Here is a 19,943-nt window from a genome sequence, read left to right as displayed (position 1 = left end):
TGCGACAAATTTACGAAACCTGCCCACAGCAACCGCGCGCGAGCAAGCGCCTCTCATACGGGGATTTTCTTACATGTCGGAAGAAGAAGACGACATCATCCTGTCGGAACTGGACGACGAGGAACTGGTTCAGCAGATGTTCGACGACCTTTACGACGGTCTCAAGGAAGAGATCGAGGAAGGTGTCAACATTCTTCTCGAGCGCGGCTGGGCCCCCTACAGGATCCTGACCGAGGCTCTGGTCGGCGGCATGACGATCGTCGGAAAGGACTTCCGTGATGGCATCCTTTTCGTGCCCGAGGTGCTTCTTGCCGCCAACGCCATGAAGGGCGGCATGTTCATCCTCAAGCCGCTTCTGGCCGAAACCGGCGCACCGCGCGTGGGCAAGATGGTGATCGGCACGGTCAAGGGCGACATCCACGACATCGGAAAGAACCTCGTGTCGATGATGATGGAAGGCGCCGGTTTCGAGGTCGTGGATATCGGCATCAACAACCCCGTTGAGAATTACCTGGAGGCGCTTGAGAACGAGCAGCCCGATATCCTGGGCATGTCCGCGCTTCTGACCACCACGATGCCCTACATGAAAGTCGTGATCGACACGATGGTGGAACAGGGCATCCGGGATGACTACATAGTGCTCGTCGGCGGTGCACCACTGAACGAGGAGTTCGGCAAGGCCATCGGCGCGGATGCGTACTGCCGGGATGCCGCCGTGGCGGTCGAGACAGCCAAGGATTTCGTGGGCCGCAAGCACAATCAGGGTGCCACGGGCTGACCGCGACTCCCTGCAATACGGAAATCACGGTTCGTCCAGCACGTGCGGGCCGGTTCCGTCAGGAGGCTGCCAGATGAACGCCCTGCCCGACGACAGCACACTGACCGAAACCGGGTTCACGGCGGCGCATGGACGGGGGCGCATCCTGCTGATCGCCTGTGGCGCCTTGGCGCGCGAGATCCTTGCGCTGAAGCGCGCCAATGGCTGGGACCACATGGACCTGACCTGTCTGCCGGCCAAGCTTCACCTTTACCCCGACAGGATCACCGACGCCGTCGCCGAGACGGTGGACAGGCACCGGGCGGATTACGACACGATCTTCGTGGTGTACGCGGATTGCGGCACCGGCGGCCAGTTGCAGGCCAAATGCGCCGAACTTGGCGTCGAGATGATCGAAGGCCCGCATTGCTACTCCTTCTTCGAGGGCAATGAGGCCTTCGCCGAGCATGACGACGAAATCAGCGCTTTCTACCTCACCGATTTCCTTGTGAGGCAGTTCGACGCCTTTGTCTGGAAGGCGATGGGGCTGGACCGGCACCCCGAATTGCTGGGCATGATGTTCGGCAACTACACGAAACTGGTCTACCAGGCTCAGACCGATGATCCCGATCTGGTTGAAAAGGCGCGTGAATGCGCCGGCCGTCTCGGGCTTGATTTCGAATACCGGTTCACCGGCTACGGGGATCTGGAAACGGTGTTGCGCCGCCAGTCCTCAAGGTCCTGACACCCGGAGCACCCCAAGCTCAGGCGGCGTCCGCGCCCACGTTCCGAATACGCTGTACCATCGCCTTGAGACCGTTCGACCGCTGCGAGGAAAGGTGATCGTGCAGTTCCAGCCGGGCAAGTTCGGCTTCCGCGTCGATATCCGTGACCGCCTGCACCGGCAGACCGTTGTACAGACAGCGCAAAACAGCGATCAGCCCCCGGACGATCATGGCATCGCTATCGCCATCGAAGGAGAATTCGCCGGTTTCAATTCGCGGATGCAACCATACCTGGCTGGCACACCCCTCCACTTTCGTGGCTGGCACCTTGAGGGCCTCGTCAAGAGGCTCCATGGCCTTTCCGCGATCTATTACGTAACGATAACGGTCTTCCCAGTCATCCAGGAATTCGAAGTCCTCAACGATTTCTTCAAATGCGGGCTGCGCCATTTCTGGTCTCCAATCCATCTGCCACAGAGGTAGGCACATGTCAGCCAAACGTCCAGCCCCGGCTTGCGCATCCAGAGCAACTCGGGATAGGGTCTGCGCCGGAAGCCCGGGTCAGGAAAGGCCGATACATGCGACACCTCACAACGGTCCTGATCATTTCAGCCGTGGTTCTCGCCGGCTGTGGCCGCATGGGGGAATCGCGCCTCAACCCTATGAACTGGTTCGGCAAGAGCAAGTCCGCCCCGCGCACGGAGCAGACAACCGGCGAGACGCAGGTCAACCCTCTCATCCCGGAACGTCAAAGCATCTTCCGCCGAGACCCCTTGGCCGATGATTACGAGGGCACCCCGGTCGAGCGGATCACGGACCTGGTGATCGAACGCACGGCATCCGGCGCCATAGTGCGGGCAACCGGCGTGGCGTCCCGTCAGGGAGCGCACGACGTGCGACTGACATCCGAGACGGAAGGCGAACCCGTGGATGGCGTCCTGACGTTCACTCTCGAGGCGGTACAACCCGACCGGCAATGGGCAGGCGCCGAATCCCAGCGAACCGTGACAGCGGGACGCGCCGTGAGCCGGGCCACACTCGAGTCGGTTCGCCGCGTCAGGGTTCTGGGCGTTTCGAATGCGCGCACGTCCAGCCGGTGACGCGGCCCGTTTCCGATTGACTCCGACGTCTTTACAGTTCGACAACCTCGATCACGCTGCCCTTGGCGCGCAATGCGATGCGCCCCTCGCACAGACGGATAGCATCGGCGCCGAAAACATCGTGACGCCAGCCGCTCAGCGCCGGCACATCGCGCAGCCCGCCGGCAAGAGCATCGAGGTCGGCCGCCGTGGCGATCAACTTCGAAGCCACGCCGTAGGATTCCGCCTTGCCCTTGAGAAGGACGCGCAACAGGTCGGCCAGGGCCGGATTGACCTGCAGCTTCTCGCGCGACTTGTCCGGTTTCGGAAGATCGCCGTCGGGACAGTCGAGGCCCGATTTGACAGCGGCGAGAATTCCGTCGGCCACGTCCCCCTTGCGCGCCTCGCGCAAGAGAAGCCGGGACTTGTGCAGATCCTGAACCGTGGCGGGTTTTGTCGCCGCCAGCTCAAGAAGGGCATCATCCTTCAACACACGATTGCGCGGCATGTTCCGTGCCTGGGCATGGGACTCGCGGAAACGGGCCAGCTCGCGCACCACGGCAAGGTAGCGGCCGGAGCCATTGCGCGTCTTGATACGCTTCCAGGCATCCTCGGGACGGGTCACGTAGGTTTCGGGATCGGTGAGCGTGGCAAGTTCCTCGGCGACCCACGTATGGCGGCCGGTCTTTTCCAGTTCCTTGGCAAGATACTCGTAAATCCGTCTCAGGTGAGTCACGTCCGCCAGGGCATATTTCATCTGCGCTTCGCTCAGCGGGCGCCGCGACCAATCGGTAAATCGGGATGTCTTGTCGAGTTGCGCCCGCGCGATCCTGCGCACAAGGGTCTCGTATCCGACCTGCTCGCCGAATCCGCAGACCATGGCGGCAACCTGCGTATCAAAGAGCGGTTGCGGGATGACTCCGGCATCTACCTGAAATATCTCCAGGTCCTGCCGCGCGGCGTGGAACACCTTGACCACCGACGTGTCCGCGAACAGTTCGTATAGCGGATCGAGCGAAAGATCCCCGGCGATGGGATCGACAAGCGCGGCCGTGCCCGCACCCTCGCCCGGCATTGCAAGCTGCACGAGGCAGAGCTTCGAATAGTAGGTTCGTTCACGCAGGAATTCCGTGTCCACAGTGACATAAGGGTGTTCCCGCGCTTGCGCGCAGAATGCGGCAAGTTCGTCGGTGGTGGTGATGTTTTTCATGCGGGGTCACTTCTTGTTAATGTATTTCCAGGCTCAAATCCCCCGCATCCATTCATAGGGCATCAATCGAAGAATTGAAATGCCGCGACCGTCAGGACCAGAGGATCGGCCTTGTGTCGCCGGTGGCGAAACGGCGCAGAACCGCCGGATAGAGCGAATGTTCCATTTCCAGAACGCGGGCGGCCAGCGCCTCGGGGGTATCCCCGGGCAGAACCGGGACACGCGCCTGCCCCAGAATCGGGCCCGCATCCAGATCCGGGGTCACCTCATGGACAGTGCAACCCGCCTCCGTGTCCCTGGCGGCGATCGCCCTCGCATGGGTATCGAGCCCCCGGTACTTCGGCAAAAGCGATGGATGAATGTTCAGGATCCGTCCCTGCCAGCGACGCACGAAGCCCGCGCCCAGGATGCGCATGAAGCCGGCCATGCAGATGATATCCGTCCCGGCCTCCGCCAGCACGTCGGCCAGTGCCGTCTCGAAGGCGGCGCGATCCCGGCCAAAGCGGCGATGATCCACCACCGCGGCAGGCACGCCACGCTCCGCCGCCCTGAGAAGGCCCTTCGCCTCCGGCACATTCGACACCACCAGAACCGGGCGTGCCGGGTGATCGGGGTCCATGCTGTCGATCAGCGCGGCCATGTTCGATCCGCCGCCCGAAATCAGGATCGCGACCCGTTTCTTCACCCAAGCTGTCCTGCGTAATGTACACCCTCTTCCGCGATCACCCACCCGATACGGTGGACGGTTTCACCTTCCGCCTCCAGTACATCCCGCAGGCCATCCGCCGCCTCCGGCGCAACGACAAGTACCAGCCCGATACCGCAATTGAAGGTCTTGAGCATCTCCGCCTCGTCCAGACCGCCCGCTCCGGCAAGCCAGCCAAAGACACCGGGCATCGCCCAGCTCCCCTTGTCGACCCTTGCTCCCGTGCCGTCGGGCAGAACCCGCGGCAGGTTCTCCGTCAAACCGCCACCCGTCACATGGGCCAGCGCATGGACCCCGCCCGCCCTGATCGCAGCAAGTGCCGGTTTCACATAAAGGCGCGTGGGTGTCAGCAGAGCGGCCCCCAGACTACCTTGCGACCAGGGGCACGGGGCCTGCCACCCGAGGCCGGACTGCGCCACGATCCTGCGCACAAGGCTGTAGCCGTTGGAATGCACGCCATCACTGGCAAGTCCGAGCAAGACATCGCCCTCCGAGACCCCGGCCGGAAGCGCGCGGCCACGCTCCATCGCGCCGACTGCGAACCCCGCAAGATCGAAATCGCCCTCGGGATACATTCCGGGCATCTCCGCCGTCTCACCGCCGACCAGGGCGGCTCCGGCGCGTGCGCACCCATCCGCGATACCCTCGATCACTTCCGCGGCGCTATCGACCTCCAGTTTGCCGGTTGCGAAATAATCTAGGAAGAAAAGGGGCTCGGCCCCCTGGCACACCAGGTCGTTCACGCACATCGCCACGAGATCCACACCCACGGCCTTGAAATGGCCGGTGTCTATGGCGATCCTCAGCTTGGTGCCGACACCGTCCGTGGCGGCGACAAGAACCGGGTCATCGAATCCCGCCGCCTTCAGATCGAACAGCGCGCCAAAACCGCCGAGTCCCGACATCACGCCAGGCCGCGAGGTCGCCGCGACCGCGGGCTTGATCCGGTCCACCAGCGCGTTGCCCGCGTCGATGTCCACGCCGGCATCGGCATAGGTCAGACCGTTCTTTCGCTCGCTCATCGCCGACTTCCCCCGCTTTGCCGCGACGGGGTTAGACCATCACCCGGCCGCGCGCAATCCGAAAGCCTTGACGCCCGATCGGCATATGCCTAACACGGCGCGCAGGCCGGGCCTGTAGCTCAATTGGTTAGAGCAGAGCGCTCATAACGCTTTGGTTGGGGGTTCGAGTCCCTCCGGGCCTACCAAACTCCTGCATTTCAATGTGTTGCACAGGGCTTGGGGACACGCGGTGCACATTGTATCAAGGATCTGCGGCGAGTCTGTCCCCAACCACAGACAGCACCGGTGCACAAGCGCCGGGGTGGCAGGCCATCAGGGACGGTTAACCGATGGGCAAAGGGTGCCGGATCAGGCGCCCGGAGCGTTCCTTCCGGGCGGGGCGGGCCACCACTTCAAGCGTCGCGGCCTGGCCCCCTGTTCGGCGCCCAGGGGCAAGACCCCTCAGCTACACTCGAATTTCCGCATAGCCACTCGGATCATATTTTCTGTGACTCCGAAATACTTCGCCAATTTTTTCACGTCGCCTCTGTGCAGCGAAACTGCCGCAGCAAGCGCGCCATCACCAAACAGAAGGACATCAGCAACGTTGTTCGCTTCCCACTCTTGGCTCTGATTAAAGTAAAACTCGTCGTCGCTCCGGCTTAATAGCATTGCATCGGCCAATGGGTCAGTCACATCAGCATGGAGCAAAAAATGTCCAATCTCATGCAAAACCGTATATCTACGGCTCAAGACACTATGCTGCCGATTCACTTCGATAGCATACCCACTGTCCGAAAATGGATCAGAGACCAAGCGACCGGCCATTCCTTTCGGCAACTCGACTTGGTAGACGTCTAGACCCAATGATTCAGCGAGTTCTCTTACGGAAACTGCTTTGCCTAACCGGCCCGGGGCAAGATTGAACTGGCGCAACGCATGGCGTAAGACGCCGTCCGCCGGAAGTTTTGCAAAGAGGTCTCTTAGCGATCTCATTCTGCTACTCCTCAGCTGCACCCCGACGTCGCCCCGCAGGTGTTGCACTTCATGCAGGTGCCGTTGCGGACCAGTGTGTAGTTGCCGCAATCGCCGCAGGCCTCGCCTTCGAACCCCTGCAGGCGCGCGCGTGTCGACGCCGTCATGGTCATGCTGCCGGCGGTCACCGCCGTGGCCGACACATGCGACTCGGGCACCAGCGTTTCCAGAGCCTCCACCGGATCGGCGGCCCCATCAAGAGCGGTGGCACCGGCGCCCTGCCCGCCCTGCAGCACCACCAGTTCCTGTGGCAGGCGCTTGCGCAGATAACCTGTCGAACTGATCTGCTTGAGCACCTCCAGCGACTTGCTCGCGGCCGCGTCCGACATCTCGGTGATGTTGGACACGCCCTCTTCCTCGCCGCGGCCCAGGTCATCAAAGCTGGCGCCCTCGGGCTTCACATGGGCCAGATCCGTCCGGTCAAGATAGCTGACCGCCAGTTCGCGGAAGATGTAATCGAGGATCGAGGTGGCGTTCTTGATGCTGTCATTACCCTGCACCATGCCCGCGGGTTCGAACTTGGTGAAGGTGAAGGCATCCACGAACTCCTCCAGCGGCACGCCGTATTGCAGGCCCACACTCACGGCGATGGCGAAATTGTTCATCATCGCACGGAAACCGGCGCCCTCCTTGTGCATGTCGATGAAGATCTCGCCAAGATTGCCATCGGCGTATTCTCCGGTGCGCAGGTACACCTTGTGCCCGCCCACGATTGCCTTCTGGGTGTAGCCCTTGCGCCGTTCGGGCATCTTCTCGCGGTGGGAGCGCACAACTTCCTTGACCACCACCTTTTCCACGACCTTCTCGGCCAGGACCGCCGCCTTCTCTTGCGAGGATCCGCTTTCGAGGATTTCCTGGGCGTCGTCGTCATCCTCCACCAGCGCGCTTGCCAGCGGCTGGCTCAGCTTGGAGCCGTCGCGATAGAGCGCGTTGGCCTTTACCCCGAGGGACCAGCTCAGCTCATAGGCCTTCTGGCAATCCTCGATGGTGGCGTCATTGGGCATGTTGATCGTCTTCGAGATCGCCCCGGAAATGAACGATTGCGCCGCGGCCATCATGTATATGTGACTGTCGACGCTGAGATAGCGCCGCCCCTTCTTGCCGCAGGGATTGGCGCAATCGAAGACGTTGTAATGTTCGGCCTTCAGGTGCGGCGCGCCTTCCAGTGTCATTGTCCCGCAGACATGATCATTGGCGGCCTCGATCTGGGCGCGGGTATACCCAAGATGCGCCAGCAGATCGAACCCCGGATCGTTGAGCCTCGCCTCCGGAATGCCCAGCACATCGGTGCAGAATTCCTTGCCCAGAGTCCACTGGTTGAACACGAACCGGATGTCGAAGGCAGCGCCGAGGGCCGCATCCACCTTTTCCAGCTCAGCCGGCCCGAACCCGTGCCCGGCCAGCGAGGTGTGATTGATGCCCGGCGCGTTGCCGATGCTTCCGTGCCCGACGGCGTATGCGATGATCTCCTCGATCTGGGCGGGCGCATATCCCAGCTTCTCCAGTGCCGCGGGAACAGACTGGTTGATGATCTTGAAATATCCGCCGCCGGCCAGCTTCTTGAATTTCACCAGCGCGAAGTCCGGCTCGATGCCCGTTGTGTCGCAATCCATGACCAGCCCGATGGTGCCCGTGGGCGCGATCACGGTGGCCTGCGCGTTGCGGTAGCCGTGCGCCTCGCCCAGCCTGAGCGCCTCATCCCAACTGGCCATCGCCAGCTTCACCAGCCGCGCATCCGGACAGCTTGCATGGTCCAGCGGCACCGGCGGTATCGCCAGCCCTTCGTAACCGTCGCTCTTGCCCCGAGAGGCGGTGCGGTGGTTGCGGATGACACGGAGCATGTGATCGCGGTTGCGGGCGTAGCCCGGAAACGGACCGAGTTCTCCGGCCATCTCAGCGGACGTCGTGTAGGCCACGCCGGTCATGATCGCGGTCAGTGCCCCGCACAGGGCGCGGCCCTCGTCACTGTCATACCCCAGCCCCATGTTCATCAACAGGCCGCCAATGTTGGCGTAACCCAGCCCGAGGGTACGGAAATCGTGGCTCAGCTGCGCGATCTCGCGCGAGGGGAACTGCGCCATCATCACGCTGATTTCCAGTGTCACGGTCCACAAGCGGGTGGCATGCATGTACCCCTCCGCATCGAATTCGCCGTTGGCGAAGAACTCCAGCAGGTTCATCGAAGCCAGGTTGCAGGCCGTGTCATCAAGGAACATGTATTCCGAGCAGGGGTTCGAGCCCCGGATCTCGCCGTCCTCCGGGCAGGTGTGCCACGCGTTCACGGTATCGTGATACTGGATACCCGGATCTGCGCAGGCCCAGGCCGCGTGACCCACGTCTTCCCAAAGATCGCGCGCCTTGATCGTCCTGGCCACCTTGCCGTCGGTACGGTTGATCAGCGCCCAGTCGGCATCGTCCCGGACCGCCTGCAGGAACGCGTCGGTGACCCGGATCGAGTTGTTGGAGTTCTGCCCCGACACGCTGGCATAAGCCTCGCTGTCCCAGTCTGTGTCATAGGTGGGGAACTCGATGCTGCCGTAGCCCTGCTTGGCATAATCGAGGACGCGTTTGACATAGGTTTCGGGGATCGACACCTTCTTGGCGGCGCGGATTGCCGTCTTGAGGCTGTCGTTCTTCCCTGGATCCACAGCATCCTCTTGGCTGCCGTCCCAGCCGCGGATCGCCGCGAAGATATCGTTGAGCCTGGCTTCGTGCATCTTGGAACCGGCCACGATGCTGGCCACTTTCTGTTCCTCGCGAACCTTCCAGTTGATGAATTCCTCGATATCGGGGTGATCGGCGTCGCAGATCACCATCTTCGCGGCCCGGCGCGTGGTGCCGCCCGACTTGATCGCGCCCGCCGCGCGGTCGCCGATCTTGAGGAACCCCATCAGCCCGGAAGACTTGCCGCCGCCCGACAGGGCTTCGCCCTCTGCCCTCAGCGATGAGAAATTGGTGCCTGTACCCGACCCGTACTTGAACAACCGCGCCTCACGCACCCAGAGATCCATGATGCCGCCATCACCGACCAGGTCATCCGCCACGGACTGAATGAAACAGGCATGAGGCTGCGGATGCTCGTAGGCGCTTGTGGACCGCGTCAGATTGCCGGTGGCATGGTCGACGTAGAAATGCCCCTGGCTGGGGCCATCGATACCATAGGCCCAGTGCAGCCCCGTATTGAACCATTGCGGGCTGTTGGGCGCCGCCATCTGCCGCGCCAGCATCACGCGCATCTCGTCGAAATACGCCCTGGCATCGTCCTCGGTGGAGAAATATCCACCCTTCCAGCCCCAATAGGCCCATGCACCCGCCAGCCTGTCGAAGACCTGTTTGGCACTGGTTTCGCCGCCGGTCTCCACATCATCCCCGTCGGGAACCGAGCGCCAGAGGAACTTCGGAACGTTTTTCTCGCGCACCTTCTTCAGGCGCTTCGGAATTCCCGCCTTGCGGAAATATTTCTGTGCGATCACGTCGCTGGCCACCTGGCTCCAGCCCGAGGGAACCTCGACTTCGTCGAGACGGAAAACGGTCGTCCCGTCCGGATTGCGAATTTCCGAGCTGGTGGTCACAAATTCCAGATCGGCATATGCATCCTGTCCCGCCTTCGTGAATCGTCTTTCGATCTTCATTTTGCAAGCGCCTCGTATTCAAGCATTTCAGTTTCCGTCGCGGACCGGATCGTCCAACACGCCCCTGTCTGAAAAACAGGCCCTCGACACCGGGCACATCCCTTCCTGTGCACGGTTTCGGTCCGGTCCTGTGTCCCGGGTATGTGTTGAGTATCTGTCCCTGCTCCAGCCTGCTACACTATATGTTGTGCGTTGATCGCCGGTAAGCACAAAACTGGCGCATGTGTGCAGTGCTGGTCAATGACTATTTTGTGAAAATCGATACAAAATCGTGTTGACCATCCGCTTTTCGCAACGCGCGCCTGCCGGCGCTGATTCACCCGGTCGTGACATCACCCGTCAAAGTCCCGAAGTTCGGCCAACTTAGGCCGGAAAGCTCAGAAACCGGATGAGAGGACCGCAACGCGCCCCCACCCGGGGGACCGCGGGCAAGCCCCTCGAAGGACGTTGCGGAAACGCAACGCTGCCCGACGGCCGCATGGCTTGTGAAGGATGGTCGGGGCGGCGAGATTCGAACTCACGACCCCCTGTACCCAAAACAGGTGCGCTACCAGACTGCGCCACGCCCCGGACCACGGGTTTGTTTAGGCCGTGGCGTGGCATTTGAAAACCCGTGATTTTCAGACGATGACGGGCCGCAGGGCCGCGTCACCCGTTTTCCGGCACACAGGGCCAGGCAGCCATGTCGGGATCGAAGGCCGGATGACGCAATTCGGAGCCCGGTTTGATGCCGTATTGCCTGGCGAGGCCGCCGTTGATCTCGAGCACGGAAAGGATATCCGTCCCGCCGAATATCGGTGTCGTATCCAAGGGCTTCGCCTCATGATGCACATGGCGCACGGTACCGGACTCATCCACAAAGATCATGTCCAGCGAAATCAAGGTGTTCTTCATCCAGAATCCGACCCGCTGGGCCTTTTCATAGACAAACAACATGCCCGAGCCGCGCGGCATGGACTCCCTGTGCATGAGGCCCCGGTTCCGCTCCTCGGGGGTATCTGCCAGTTCCACGGTGAACCGTACCTGCCCCCAGTCGCCGCGCAGATCCACACGGTCAGGTCGGCATTCCGCCGCGTGCGTCACAGCCGACCATCCCGCCAGAACCACCGCAGCGATCAGTCTCGATGCTGTTTGACCGCGCTTTCCCATCCACACACCTCCGATGCCATACGACCCCGTTTACCATCGATAACCCGAATCGCCAGCGCCTCTCCGGGCTGAAGATCGGCCAGTCCCGATCGGCGAAGCACCTCGATGTGGATGAACACGTCTTCATTGCAACCGAACGTGTTCGCAAAGCCGAACCCCTTGCCCTTGTCGAACCACTTGATGCGCGCCGGCTCCAACGGCGCGGCCCGCACGTCGTCGGGATCAAGCGCGTCAATATCGCTGAGCCCGCTGGGTTCGATATCCTCGGGCGGGGATATGGCGTGCACCTCTACCGCCTGCATGCCGCGGTCTGTGTCCTGCACATCGATTTCCACCACCGCGCCATCGACCACTGAGCTCTGGCCAAAGTTCCGCAACACGTTCGCATGGAGCAGTATATCCGGACCGCCTGAGTCCGCGATCACGAAGCCGAAGCCCTTGCCGGGATCAAACCATTTCACTCGCCCGGTTAACCGTCGGACATCTTCCGTCATAGCCCTTCAAACACCCTTTAATGCCGCCCCCGGCCCTCGAACATCTAAATGCTTTCCACGAAATATTTAACCCGCACAAGCAGAAAACCGCCTGAATTTCGTCAGCTTAGCATTTCGCGCGACGTGAGTGTCAAGGACTCAGGCGAAGGGTTTCCCATTCATTATCAGGATCTTCACGCCTCCAGAGGAACCTGTCGTGCAGGCGATGATCGCCATCGGCCCAGAACTCGATTTCAACCGGGCTGATCCTGAATCCGCCCCAGAACGGCGGGCGCTCAGGGTTCGTTCCGTGCCGCGCGGCCACCTTCGCCACTTCGGCAACGAGCGCCGCACGGGAAGAAAGCGGACGCGACTGACGTGATGCCCAAGCGCCCAGCCGGCTCTTGAGCGACCGCGACGCGTAATAGGTATCCGCCCCTGCCCCGTCATACCGGGTCACGAAACCGCGGACACGGATCTGCCGGCGCAGGGTCTTCCAGTGGAGGACCAGCGCGGCCTTGCCGGACATGTCCAGTTCCTGTCCCTTGGTGCTCTCGTAATTGGTGTAGAACACAAAATCGCCATCCATGATTTCCTTCAACAGCACCATGCGCACATTGGGAAGGCCGGTCTCATCCACGGTCGCGAGCGCCATTGCGTTCGGGTCGTTCGGCTCGGACCCGGCCGCCTCCGAGAGCCAGGCCCGCGCGATCTCGAACGGATCATCCCCTGCGAATATGCCCTTGCGGTCTGTCATGATGTAACTCCGGCTGACTTTCTGAAGTGTGATTCCGGCCTGTTCGGCCCTCAAAGGGCGGCAAAGCTTGAACGGCTTGCCCTTGATGGATCATAGACGATCACCTAAAGGAACAACATAACGCCAATTGGGTCGGGGACGTGAAATGTCGAATCAATTAATGGCTGGCAAGCGTGGCCTGATCATGGGGCTGGCCAACGACAAGTCCATTGCCTGGGGCATCGCCAGGTCATGCGCCGAGGCGGGGGCCGAACTGGCGTTCACCTACATGGGAGACGCGTTCAAGAAAAGGGTGCAGCCGCTGGCCGATCAGTTGGGTGTGACACAGCTTTTCAATTGCGACGTTTCCGACCCGGCCTCCATCGACGCGGCTTTCGCGGAAATCGAAAAGACCTGGGGCAAGCTGGATTTCATCGTTCATGCCATCGGCTTTTCCGACAAGTCCGAACTGCGCGGCCGCTACATCGACACCAGCCGCGAGAATTTCGCGATGACGATGGATATTTCGGTCTATTCCTTCACGGCCGTCGCACAGCGGGCGGAAAAGCTGATGACCGACGGTGGCTCGATGCTCACCCTGACCTACTACGGGGCCGAACAGGTGATGCCGCACTACAACGTGATGGGTGTCGCGAAGGCAGCACTCGAAGCCAGCGTGATGTACCTGGCCGAAGACCTGGGACGAGACGGCATTCGCGTCAACGCGATTTCCGCGGGCCCCATACGCACCCTCGCGGCCAGCGGCATCGGCGATTTCCGCTACATCCTGAAATGGAACGAGCTCAACTCTCCGCTGCGCCGCAACGTGACGATCGAGGATGTCGGCAAATCGGCGCTCTATCTTCTCAGCGATCTGGGCAGTGGCACGACCGGGGAAACGCTGCACGTGGACGCGGGATATCACATCGTGGGTATGAAAGCCGTCGACGCACCGGACATCGACGCCACCTGAGGATCACCGCATGACCGATCGGCTGCCGCACGAGAAGGGCTTTCACGTAAGCTGGGATCAGCTTCACCGCGATGCGCGGGCTCTGGCCTGGCGGCTTCAGGACACCGGTTCGTGGAAGGCGGTTGTGGCCATCACCCGCGGCGGCATGGCCCCCGCGATGATCGTCGCACGAGAACTGGATATTCGCACTGTCGATACGATCAGCGTAAAAAGTTACAACCACCAGACCCAAAGCGCCCCCGAAGTGATCAAGTCCCCAGACCCGGATGTCGTGAAAGATGGCGAGGGCGTGCTGATCGTCGACGATCTGGTCGACACCGGCCGAACCCTCGAGATCGTTCGTGAAAAACTGCCGCGCGCCCATGTCGCCACCGTCTACGCAAAGCCCCTTGGGCGCGACCAGGTCGATACCTTCGTGACCGAGGTCAGCCAGGATACCTGGATCTTCTTTCCCTGGGACATGGCACTCCAATATGTCGAACCCTATCGCGGCGCCTGATCGCGAATGGCATGGATTTCCCGCACCGCGACAACCTTCAGCCCACCTGTGATGGAGGCCCGGCGCTGGCTTGACGGTGTGACGCTCGCGCCGGACATGCCGCTCATCAATGTCAGCCAGGCCGCCCCGGTGGAGCCACCGCCGGAACCTCTGCGCCGGGTTATCGCGGAGGCGGCGCTGGAGACCCCGCAGGCACATCTTTACGGGCCCGTGCTGGGCCGGTCGGACCTGCGCGAGGAAGTGGCCAGGCAATGGACCGAAGCCTATGGCGGCCCGATAGGCGCCGACAATGTCGCCATAACCTCGGGCTGCAATCAGGCATTCTGTGCAACGATCGCGTCCCTCTGCGCCGAGGGGGACGAAGTGATCCTGCCGACTCCCTGGTACTTCAACCACAAGATGTGGCTCGACATGACCGGCGTGCGGGCCGTGCCGTTGCCCGCCGGCGCCGGTCTTCTGCCCGATCCTGAACGCGCGGCGGCACTGATCGGGCCGCGCACCCGCGCGATCGTCCTTGTGACGCCGAACAATCCCGGCGGCGTCGAATATCCCGCCGGGCTGGTGCGCGCGTTTTTCGACCTCGCGCAGCGCCGCGGCCTCACCCTCGTCATGGATGAGACCTATCGCGACTTCGATGCGCGGGAGGGCGCGCCGCACGATCTTTTCGAAACCCCCGACTGGGGCGAGACCCTGATCCAGCTTTATTCCTTTTCCAAGGCCTACCGGCTGACCGGACACCGGGTTGGCGCCATGCTGGCGGCGCCCGCGCACCTGGCCGAAGCCGAGAAATTCCTCGATACGGTGACGATCTGCCCGAACCAGCTTGGCCAGATCGCGGCGCTTTGGGGGTTGCGCAATCTTGGTCGGTGGCTGGCCGGGGAGCGGGCCGAGATCCTTGACCGGCGTCAGGCGATCGCCGAAGCCATGCCGGTGCTCGAAACCGAGGGTTGGTCGCTATTGGGGTGCGGCGCCTATTTCGCCTATCTGCACCATCCCTTCGCCATGTCATCGCGGGAGCTGGCACCTCTTCTGGTGCGTGAGGCCGGCATTCTGTTGCTTCCGGGGACGATGTTCATGCCCGAGGAGGATCCGGCGGGCAGCCGTCAGGTCCGGGTCGCGTTCGCAAATATCGACAGGGCCGACATCGGCACGCTGTTCCGGCGCCTGACGGGCGTGGGCTGGCCTCTTGCCCCTGCCGGTGACAGCGCGTAGACAGTTGCGGATCATTCTCCGCGCGCGGACTCACGAGGGCATCAATGGCATCCAACAACGTCTCGAAAACCCTGGTCTGGATCCTGATGGGCCTGTTGATTCTGGGCCTCGGCGGTTTTGGCGTGACCAACCTGTCCGGCACCATCAGGACCGTCGGATCGGTCGGAGACGCCGAGATCACCGTGGACGAATATGCCCGCGCCCTGCAGAACGAAATCCGCGCGCTGGAGGCCGAGCGCGAAGAGCCGGTATCCTTCGCGCAAGCCGAGGCTCAGGGGATCGATCAGAGGGTGCTTTCCCGCTTGATCGCGAATGCGGCGCTGGACCACGAGGCACAGCGGCTTGGCATATCGATCGGCGACGAGAACCTTCTTGAGCAGATTGTCGACATCCGGGCCTTTCAGGGGGTCAACGGAGAATTCGACCGCGAAGCCTATGGTTTCGCGCTGGATCAGGCCGGAATGAGTGAGGCGGAATTCGAGTCAGACATCCGCGCGGAAACCGCCCGGACATTGTTGCAGGCGGCTGTGGTGTCGGGCGTGTCCGCACCGCCGGAGCACACCGAGATCCTGCTGCGTTACCTTGCCGAACGGCGCGATCTGACCTTCGCGGTGCTCGACCGTACGGACCTGGACAGCGAGCTGCCGGATCCCACCGACGCCGACTTGCGGACCTACCACCAGTCACATCTGCCCGATTTCACGACGCCGGAGACGCGCGCGATCACTTATGCGTGGCTCACGCCCGACATGCTTCTTGATACGGTCGAGGTTGACGAGGGCGCATTGCGCGACGCGTACGAGGCGCGCGCGGACGAGTTCCGGCGGCCGGAGCGGCGACTGGTCGAACGGCTTGTATTCGCGGACCGCGCCGCCGCGCGTGACGCGAAGGCCCGTATCGAGGCCGGAGAGACAACCTTCGAGGATCTCGTGGAAGACCGCGGACTGGACCTTGCCGATATCGATCTGGGCGATGTTACCCGCGATGCGCTTGGCGACGCTGCCGAACCGGTCTTCAGCGCCGCAACCGGCGATATCGTGGGTCCGGTCCCAACATCGCTTGGCCCTGCGCTTTTCCGGGTGAACGGCGCGCTGGCCGCGCAGACCACAAGTTTTGACGAGGCGCGCCCCGATCTGCGCGAAGCATTGGCCGCGGACCGCGCGCGCCGCGCCGTGGACGCCCGGATCGAACGGATCGAGAATCTGCTGGCGGGTGGCGCGACCATCGAGGACCTGGCTGCCGAAACGGACATGCGGATGGGGCAGATCGACTGGCATGAGGGGCTCCGCGACGGAATCGCCAGCTACGCGGGGTTCCGCCGCAAGGCACAATCGATCACGCCCGAGGATTTCCCCGAACTGGAGCAGCTCTCCGATGGCGGCATATTCGCGCTGCGTCTTGACAAACTGCGCGACCCCGAGATCCGCCCCCTCGAAGAGGTTCGCGATCAAGTTGAAAGGGCATGGCGCCGCCAGGCGGTGACCAAGGCCTTGCGCGCGCAGGTCGATGCGCGGATCGCGGGCCTTCCGGGGGGCGCGGAGTTCGAGGCGCTGAACCTTGAGGCCACGGAGGTGACCGACCTTACCCGGCGGGGGTTTCAGCCCGACACCCCCCCTGAGTTCATCGACACCGTCTTCGGCATGGAGGCGGGTGGGTTGCGCATTCTGGACGGCGAGGGCCGTGTATTCGTTCTCAGACTCGATGACATCGAGGCGCCCGACACGGATGATCCCGATGTCGGGGCACTGCTCCAGAACCTAGAGGACAGCACCGCCGCCAGCCTGTCGCAGGACCTCTACCAGGCGCTTGCCAACGACATACGCAGCCGCGCCGGAATCGAATTGAACCAACAGGCGTTGAATGCTGTTCACGCAAATTTCCAGTAGGGGATCGCACGGTTGGAACTGACCCCTGGCTTCGCGGATTTCGCCCCGGGCTACGCGGAAGGCCGCAACCAGGTGGTCTATGCCCGATTGGCCGCGGACCTCGATACTCCGGTTTCGGTCATGCTCAAGCTCGCGGGCGCTGGACGTGATGCGTTCATGCTCGAGTCGGTCACGGGCGGCGAAGTGCGCGGGCGCTACTCGATCATCGGAATGAAGCCCGATCTCATATGGCAGTGTCACGGCAATGCCAGCCGCATAAACCGGCAGGCACGCTTCGATCCGGACGGGTTCGAGGATCAGGACGGCGCGCCATTGGACACCCTGCGCGCGCTGATCGAGGCCAGCCGCATCGACCTTCCGGAAGACCTGCCGGCGGCGAGTGCGGGACTTTTCGGATATCTGGGATATGACATGATCCGGCTGGTCGAGCATCTGCCTGATGTCAATCCCGATCCGCTTGGCCTGCCTGACGCGCTCTTGTTGCGGCCTTCGGTCGTCGCGGTGCTGGACGGGGTCAAGGGCCAGGTCACGGTGGTCTCGCCTGCCTGGGTCAGTGAGGGCCAGTCCGCCCGTGCGGCATATGCACAGGCGGCAGAGCGGGTCATGGATGCGGTGCGGGATCTGGAACGTGCCCTCCCGCAAGCCAGCCGCGATCTCGGCGAGGCCCATGAAGACGCGCCGCCAGTGTCCAATTTCACCCGGAAGGCCTACAAACAGGCCGTCGAAAAGGCGAAGGAATACATCCGTGCCGGTGATATTTTCCAGGTTGTTCCCAGCCAGCGCTGGACCCAGCCGTTTCACCAGCCACCGTTCGCGCTTTACCGCAGCCTGCGCCGCACCAACCCTTCGCCTTTCATGTTCTATTTCAACTTCGGCGGCTTCCACGTGGTCGGCGCGAGTCCGGAAATCCTTGTCCGGGTTTTCGGGCGCGAGGTGACGGTCAGGCCGATCGCCGGCACCCGTCCGCGCGGGGCGACGCCGGACCAGGACCGTGAGCTTGAGGCCGAGCTTCTGGCAGACGCCAAGGAACGGGCCGAGCATCTGATGCTGCTGGATCTGGGCCGCAACGACGCCGGTCGGGTCAGCCGGATCGGCACAGTGCACCCGACAGAGGAGTTCATAATCGAACGCTACAGCCACGTGATGCACATAGTCTCGAACGTGGTGGGGGAACTGGCCGAGGATCAGGATGCGCTTAGCGCGTTGCTGGCCGGCCTTCCGGCCGGCACGGTCAGCGGCGCGCCAAAAGTCCGCGCGATGGAGATCATCGACGAGCTCGAGCCCGAGAAACGCGGTGTTTATGGTGGTGGCGTCGGATATTTCAGCGCCGGCGGCGACATGGATGTCTGCATCGCGTTGCGCACCGCCGTGGTCAAGGACGAAAAACTGTACATACAGGCCGGCGGCGGCGTCGTCCATGACAGTGATCCGGAAGCGGAATACATGGAAACCGTCCACAAATCCAATGCGATACGCCGCGCAGCTGCAGACGCGGCCCGGTTCGGGAACGGCGGCAACGGGTAAATCCGGGTTTGACCTGCGTCAAAGATGGGATGGGTATTCACCTTTAGACAGGAATTATTACATTCAATTCCACGAATGTCTTTGGAGAAAGGATCCGCCATGACCAGACGACTAGCACAGATTGCCGCCACGCCGGCCCTTGCGCTGAGCCTCGTGTTTTCCGCCCCGCTGATGGCTTCGGCCGACAATCACGGCGCCGCCATCGAAACCACCGTCACGGCCAAGGAACTGCCCGGCAAGAAACAGACCGAAACCGGCCTATACATCACCGCGGCCGAAAGCGGTGCCCTTCTGGACCGTCGCGATGACGTGGTCCTGATTGATGTCCGGTCACCTGAAGAAACCATGCTCGTGGGCTATCCCGGGGCGGCGGATGTGAACATCCCGTTCAAGCTGATTGACCCGACCCACCCCTTCAACGCGAAGAAGGGGCGCTATGAAATGATGCAGAACCCGTCCTTCATTCCCGCCGCGAAGGCCTATATCCAGGCCGCGGATCCGGAAGCGGTGTTGATCATGTGCCGCTCGGGCGGGCGCAGCGCGCAAGCGGTTGACGCCCTGACAGCCGCGGGGCTGGACCTGCCGCTCTATTCCGTGGTTGACGGGTTCGAGGGCGACAAGTCCGATGCCGGCAAGCGCAGCGTGAACGGATGGAAGAATGCCGGTCTCGACTGGACCTACAAGGTTCGCGAAGGGTACTGGCCCGCCGCCGAGTGACCCCTTGCCAATGCATGGCGCCCTCGGGCATGAGGGCGCCATGGCGCGGCTGATCCTGTTCAACAAACCTTTTGGTGTCCTGTCGCAATTCACCGACAGGGGCAATGCAGGATCGCCGCGCGCCACGCTTTCGAATCATATCGCCTTGCCGGGGGTCTACCCGGCCGGACGGCTGGACCGAGACAGCGAGGGCCTGCTTGTCCTGACCGACGATGGCAAACTTCAGGAGTGGATTTCAAACCCTCGTTTCAAAAAAGAAAAATCATACTGGGTGCAGGTCGAGGGCGTGCCGGATTCCGCCGCGCTGGAGGCCCTGCGCACCGGCGTGACCCTGAAGGACGGACCAACCCGGCCGGTCCGCGTGACGGCCATACCGGAGCCGGATATATGGCCGCGCGACCCGCCGGTGCGCTACCGCAAGTCGGTGCCCGACACCTGGCTGGAAATCACTCTGACGGAGGGGCGCAACCGACAGGTGCGGCGGATGACGGCCCATGTGGGGCACCCGACGCTCAGGCTCATCCGTAACCGTGTGGGCGATTGGTGTCTCGGAGACCTGAAACCGGGGACGTGGCGTCAGGTGAGGGCCCACTGACCCCGCAATGCGTCAAGGTTCCGCACCCGTCGCA

The 19,943-nt window shown here is 62.5% G+C and carries 19 protein-coding genes and 2 tRNA genes; 11 read left to right on the top strand and 10 right to left on the bottom strand.

The features are described 5' to 3' along the window. Positions 1–73 precede the first annotated feature (73 nt). Together DQW77_RS05955 and DQW77_RS05950 are read left to right on the top strand one after the other, a co-directional pair. On the top strand, positions 74–778 hold the full coding sequence (locus DQW77_RS05955; protein WP_113257283.1) for a B12-binding domain-containing protein: 705 nt from the start codon (positions 74–76) through the stop codon (positions 776–778). A gap of 73 nt (positions 779–851) precedes the next feature. Then, positions 852–1,502 carry a DUF1638 domain-containing protein gene (locus DQW77_RS05950; RefSeq protein ID WP_113257282.1) on the top strand — a complete coding sequence of 217 codons (651 nt, stop codon included), beginning with the start codon at positions 852–854 and terminating at the stop codon, positions 1,500–1,502. Between the two features lie 19 nt (positions 1,503–1,521). On the opposite strand, the gene DQW77_RS05945 is transcribed toward DQW77_RS05950, so the two are convergent. Next, positions 1,522–1,932: a SufE family protein gene (locus DQW77_RS05945; RefSeq protein ID WP_113257281.1), complete on the bottom strand. Its 411-nt coding sequence runs from the start codon at positions 1,930–1,932 to the stop codon at positions 1,522–1,524. A 128-nt stretch (positions 1,933–2,060) separates the two neighbouring features. On the opposite strand from DQW77_RS05945, the gene DQW77_RS05940 reads away from it, so the two are divergent. Beyond that, positions 2,061–2,582 (top strand): hypothetical protein, encoded by a 522-nt coding sequence (locus tag DQW77_RS05940; protein WP_113257280.1) that lies wholly within the window; start codon positions 2,061–2,063, stop codon positions 2,580–2,582. A gap of 31 nt (positions 2,583–2,613) precedes the next feature. Here DQW77_RS05940 and rnd read toward each other — a convergent pair whose 3' ends face one another. The 3 genes from rnd to purM form a co-directional block, all read right to left on the bottom strand. Further along, positions 2,614–3,771 carry a ribonuclease D gene (rnd, locus tag DQW77_RS05935; protein ID WP_113257279.1) on the bottom strand — a complete coding sequence of 386 codons (1,158 nt, stop codon included), beginning with the start codon at positions 3,769–3,771 and terminating at the stop codon, positions 2,614–2,616. Between the two features lie 91 nt (positions 3,772–3,862). After that, positions 3,863–4,456, bottom strand: coding sequence for a phosphoribosylglycinamide formyltransferase (gene purN, locus DQW77_RS05930; protein ID WP_113257278.1), 594 nt, complete (start codon positions 4,454–4,456; stop codon positions 3,863–3,865). Next, positions 4,453–5,499 carry a phosphoribosylformylglycinamidine cyclo-ligase gene (gene purM / locus DQW77_RS05925; protein ID WP_113257277.1) on the bottom strand — a complete coding sequence of 349 codons (1,047 nt, stop codon included), beginning with the start codon at positions 5,497–5,499 and terminating at the stop codon, positions 4,453–4,455. The genes purN and purM overlap by 4 nt, the downstream gene beginning before the upstream one ends. Positions 5,500–5,607: 108 nt before the next feature. On the opposite strand from purM, the gene DQW77_RS05920 reads away from it, so the two are divergent. Beyond that, positions 5,608–5,684, top strand: a tRNA-Ile gene (locus tag DQW77_RS05920). A gap of 256 nt (positions 5,685–5,940) precedes the next feature. Here DQW77_RS05920 and DQW77_RS05915 read toward each other — a convergent pair. The 6 genes from DQW77_RS05915 to pdxH form a co-directional block, all read right to left on the bottom strand. After that, positions 5,941–6,474 (bottom strand): ImmA/IrrE family metallo-endopeptidase, encoded by a 534-nt coding sequence (locus DQW77_RS05915; protein WP_147094933.1) that lies wholly within the window; start codon positions 6,472–6,474, stop codon positions 5,941–5,943. 11 nt (positions 6,475–6,485) lie between these two features. Continuing rightward, positions 6,486–10,145 carry a vitamin B12-dependent ribonucleotide reductase gene (locus DQW77_RS05910; protein ID WP_113257275.1) on the bottom strand — a complete coding sequence of 1,220 codons (3,660 nt, stop codon included), beginning with the start codon at positions 10,143–10,145 and terminating at the stop codon, positions 6,486–6,488. A gap of 493 nt (positions 10,146–10,638) precedes the next feature. Beyond that, positions 10,639–10,715, bottom strand: a tRNA-Pro gene (locus DQW77_RS05905). A 78-nt stretch (positions 10,716–10,793) separates the two neighbouring features. After that, complete coding sequence (locus DQW77_RS05900) at positions 10,794–11,294, bottom strand: DUF192 domain-containing protein (protein WP_113257274.1); 501 nt, start codon at positions 11,292–11,294, stop codon at positions 10,794–10,796. Beyond that, on the bottom strand, positions 11,261–11,788 hold the full coding sequence (locus tag DQW77_RS05895; RefSeq protein WP_113257273.1) for a cold-shock protein: 528 nt from the start codon (positions 11,786–11,788) through the stop codon (positions 11,261–11,263). The genes DQW77_RS05900 and DQW77_RS05895 overlap by 34 nt, the downstream gene beginning before the upstream one ends. Positions 11,789–11,918: 130 nt before the next feature. After that, positions 11,919–12,557, bottom strand: a complete 639-nt coding sequence (pdxH, locus tag DQW77_RS05890; protein WP_258523722.1) for a pyridoxamine 5'-phosphate oxidase — start codon at positions 12,555–12,557, stop codon at positions 11,919–11,921. 112 nt (positions 12,558–12,669) lie between these two features. Between pdxH and fabI the strand changes: the two genes are divergently transcribed. The 7 genes from fabI (at position 12,670) to DQW77_RS05855 (ending at position 19,909) form a co-directional block, all read left to right on the top strand. Further along, the gene (gene fabI, locus DQW77_RS05885) at positions 12,670–13,476 is read left to right on the top strand and encodes an enoyl-ACP reductase FabI (protein WP_113257272.1); all 807 of its coding nucleotides are present in this window, start codon (positions 12,670–12,672) and stop codon (positions 13,474–13,476) included. A 10-nt stretch (positions 13,477–13,486) separates the two neighbouring features. Continuing rightward, positions 13,487–13,975: a xanthine phosphoribosyltransferase gene (gene gpt, locus DQW77_RS05880; protein ID WP_113257271.1), complete on the top strand. Its 489-nt coding sequence runs from the start codon at positions 13,487–13,489 to the stop codon at positions 13,973–13,975. Between the two features lie 6 nt (positions 13,976–13,981). Further along, positions 13,982–15,187, top strand: a complete 1,206-nt coding sequence (locus DQW77_RS05875) for an aminotransferase (protein WP_113257270.1) — start codon at positions 13,982–13,984, stop codon at positions 15,185–15,187. A gap of 44 nt (positions 15,188–15,231) precedes the next feature. After that, positions 15,232–17,073 carry a peptidyl-prolyl cis-trans isomerase gene (locus tag DQW77_RS05870; protein WP_113257269.1) on the top strand — a complete coding sequence of 614 codons (1,842 nt, stop codon included), beginning with the start codon at positions 15,232–15,234 and terminating at the stop codon, positions 17,071–17,073. Between the two features lie 12 nt (positions 17,074–17,085). After that, entirely contained in the window at positions 17,086–18,597 is a 1,512-nt protein-coding gene (trpE, locus tag DQW77_RS05865; RefSeq protein WP_113257268.1) for an anthranilate synthase component I, read from the top strand. 99 nt (positions 18,598–18,696) lie between these two features. After that, complete coding sequence (locus DQW77_RS05860; protein ID WP_113257267.1) at positions 18,697–19,314, top strand: rhodanese-like domain-containing protein; 618 nt, start codon at positions 18,697–18,699, stop codon at positions 19,312–19,314. 40 nt (positions 19,315–19,354) lie between these two features. Further along, complete coding sequence (locus DQW77_RS05855; RefSeq protein WP_113257370.1) at positions 19,355–19,909, top strand: pseudouridine synthase; 555 nt, start codon at positions 19,355–19,357, stop codon at positions 19,907–19,909. Positions 19,910–19,943 lie beyond the last annotated feature (34 nt).

The organism is Roseovarius sp. TE539 (genome assembly GCF_003298505.1).
GTDB lineage: Bacteria > Pseudomonadota > Alphaproteobacteria > Rhodobacterales > Rhodobacteraceae > Roseovarius.
Note: the sequence above shows the minus strand (reverse complement) of the source record. Positions and strands in the feature narration are given on the sequence as shown.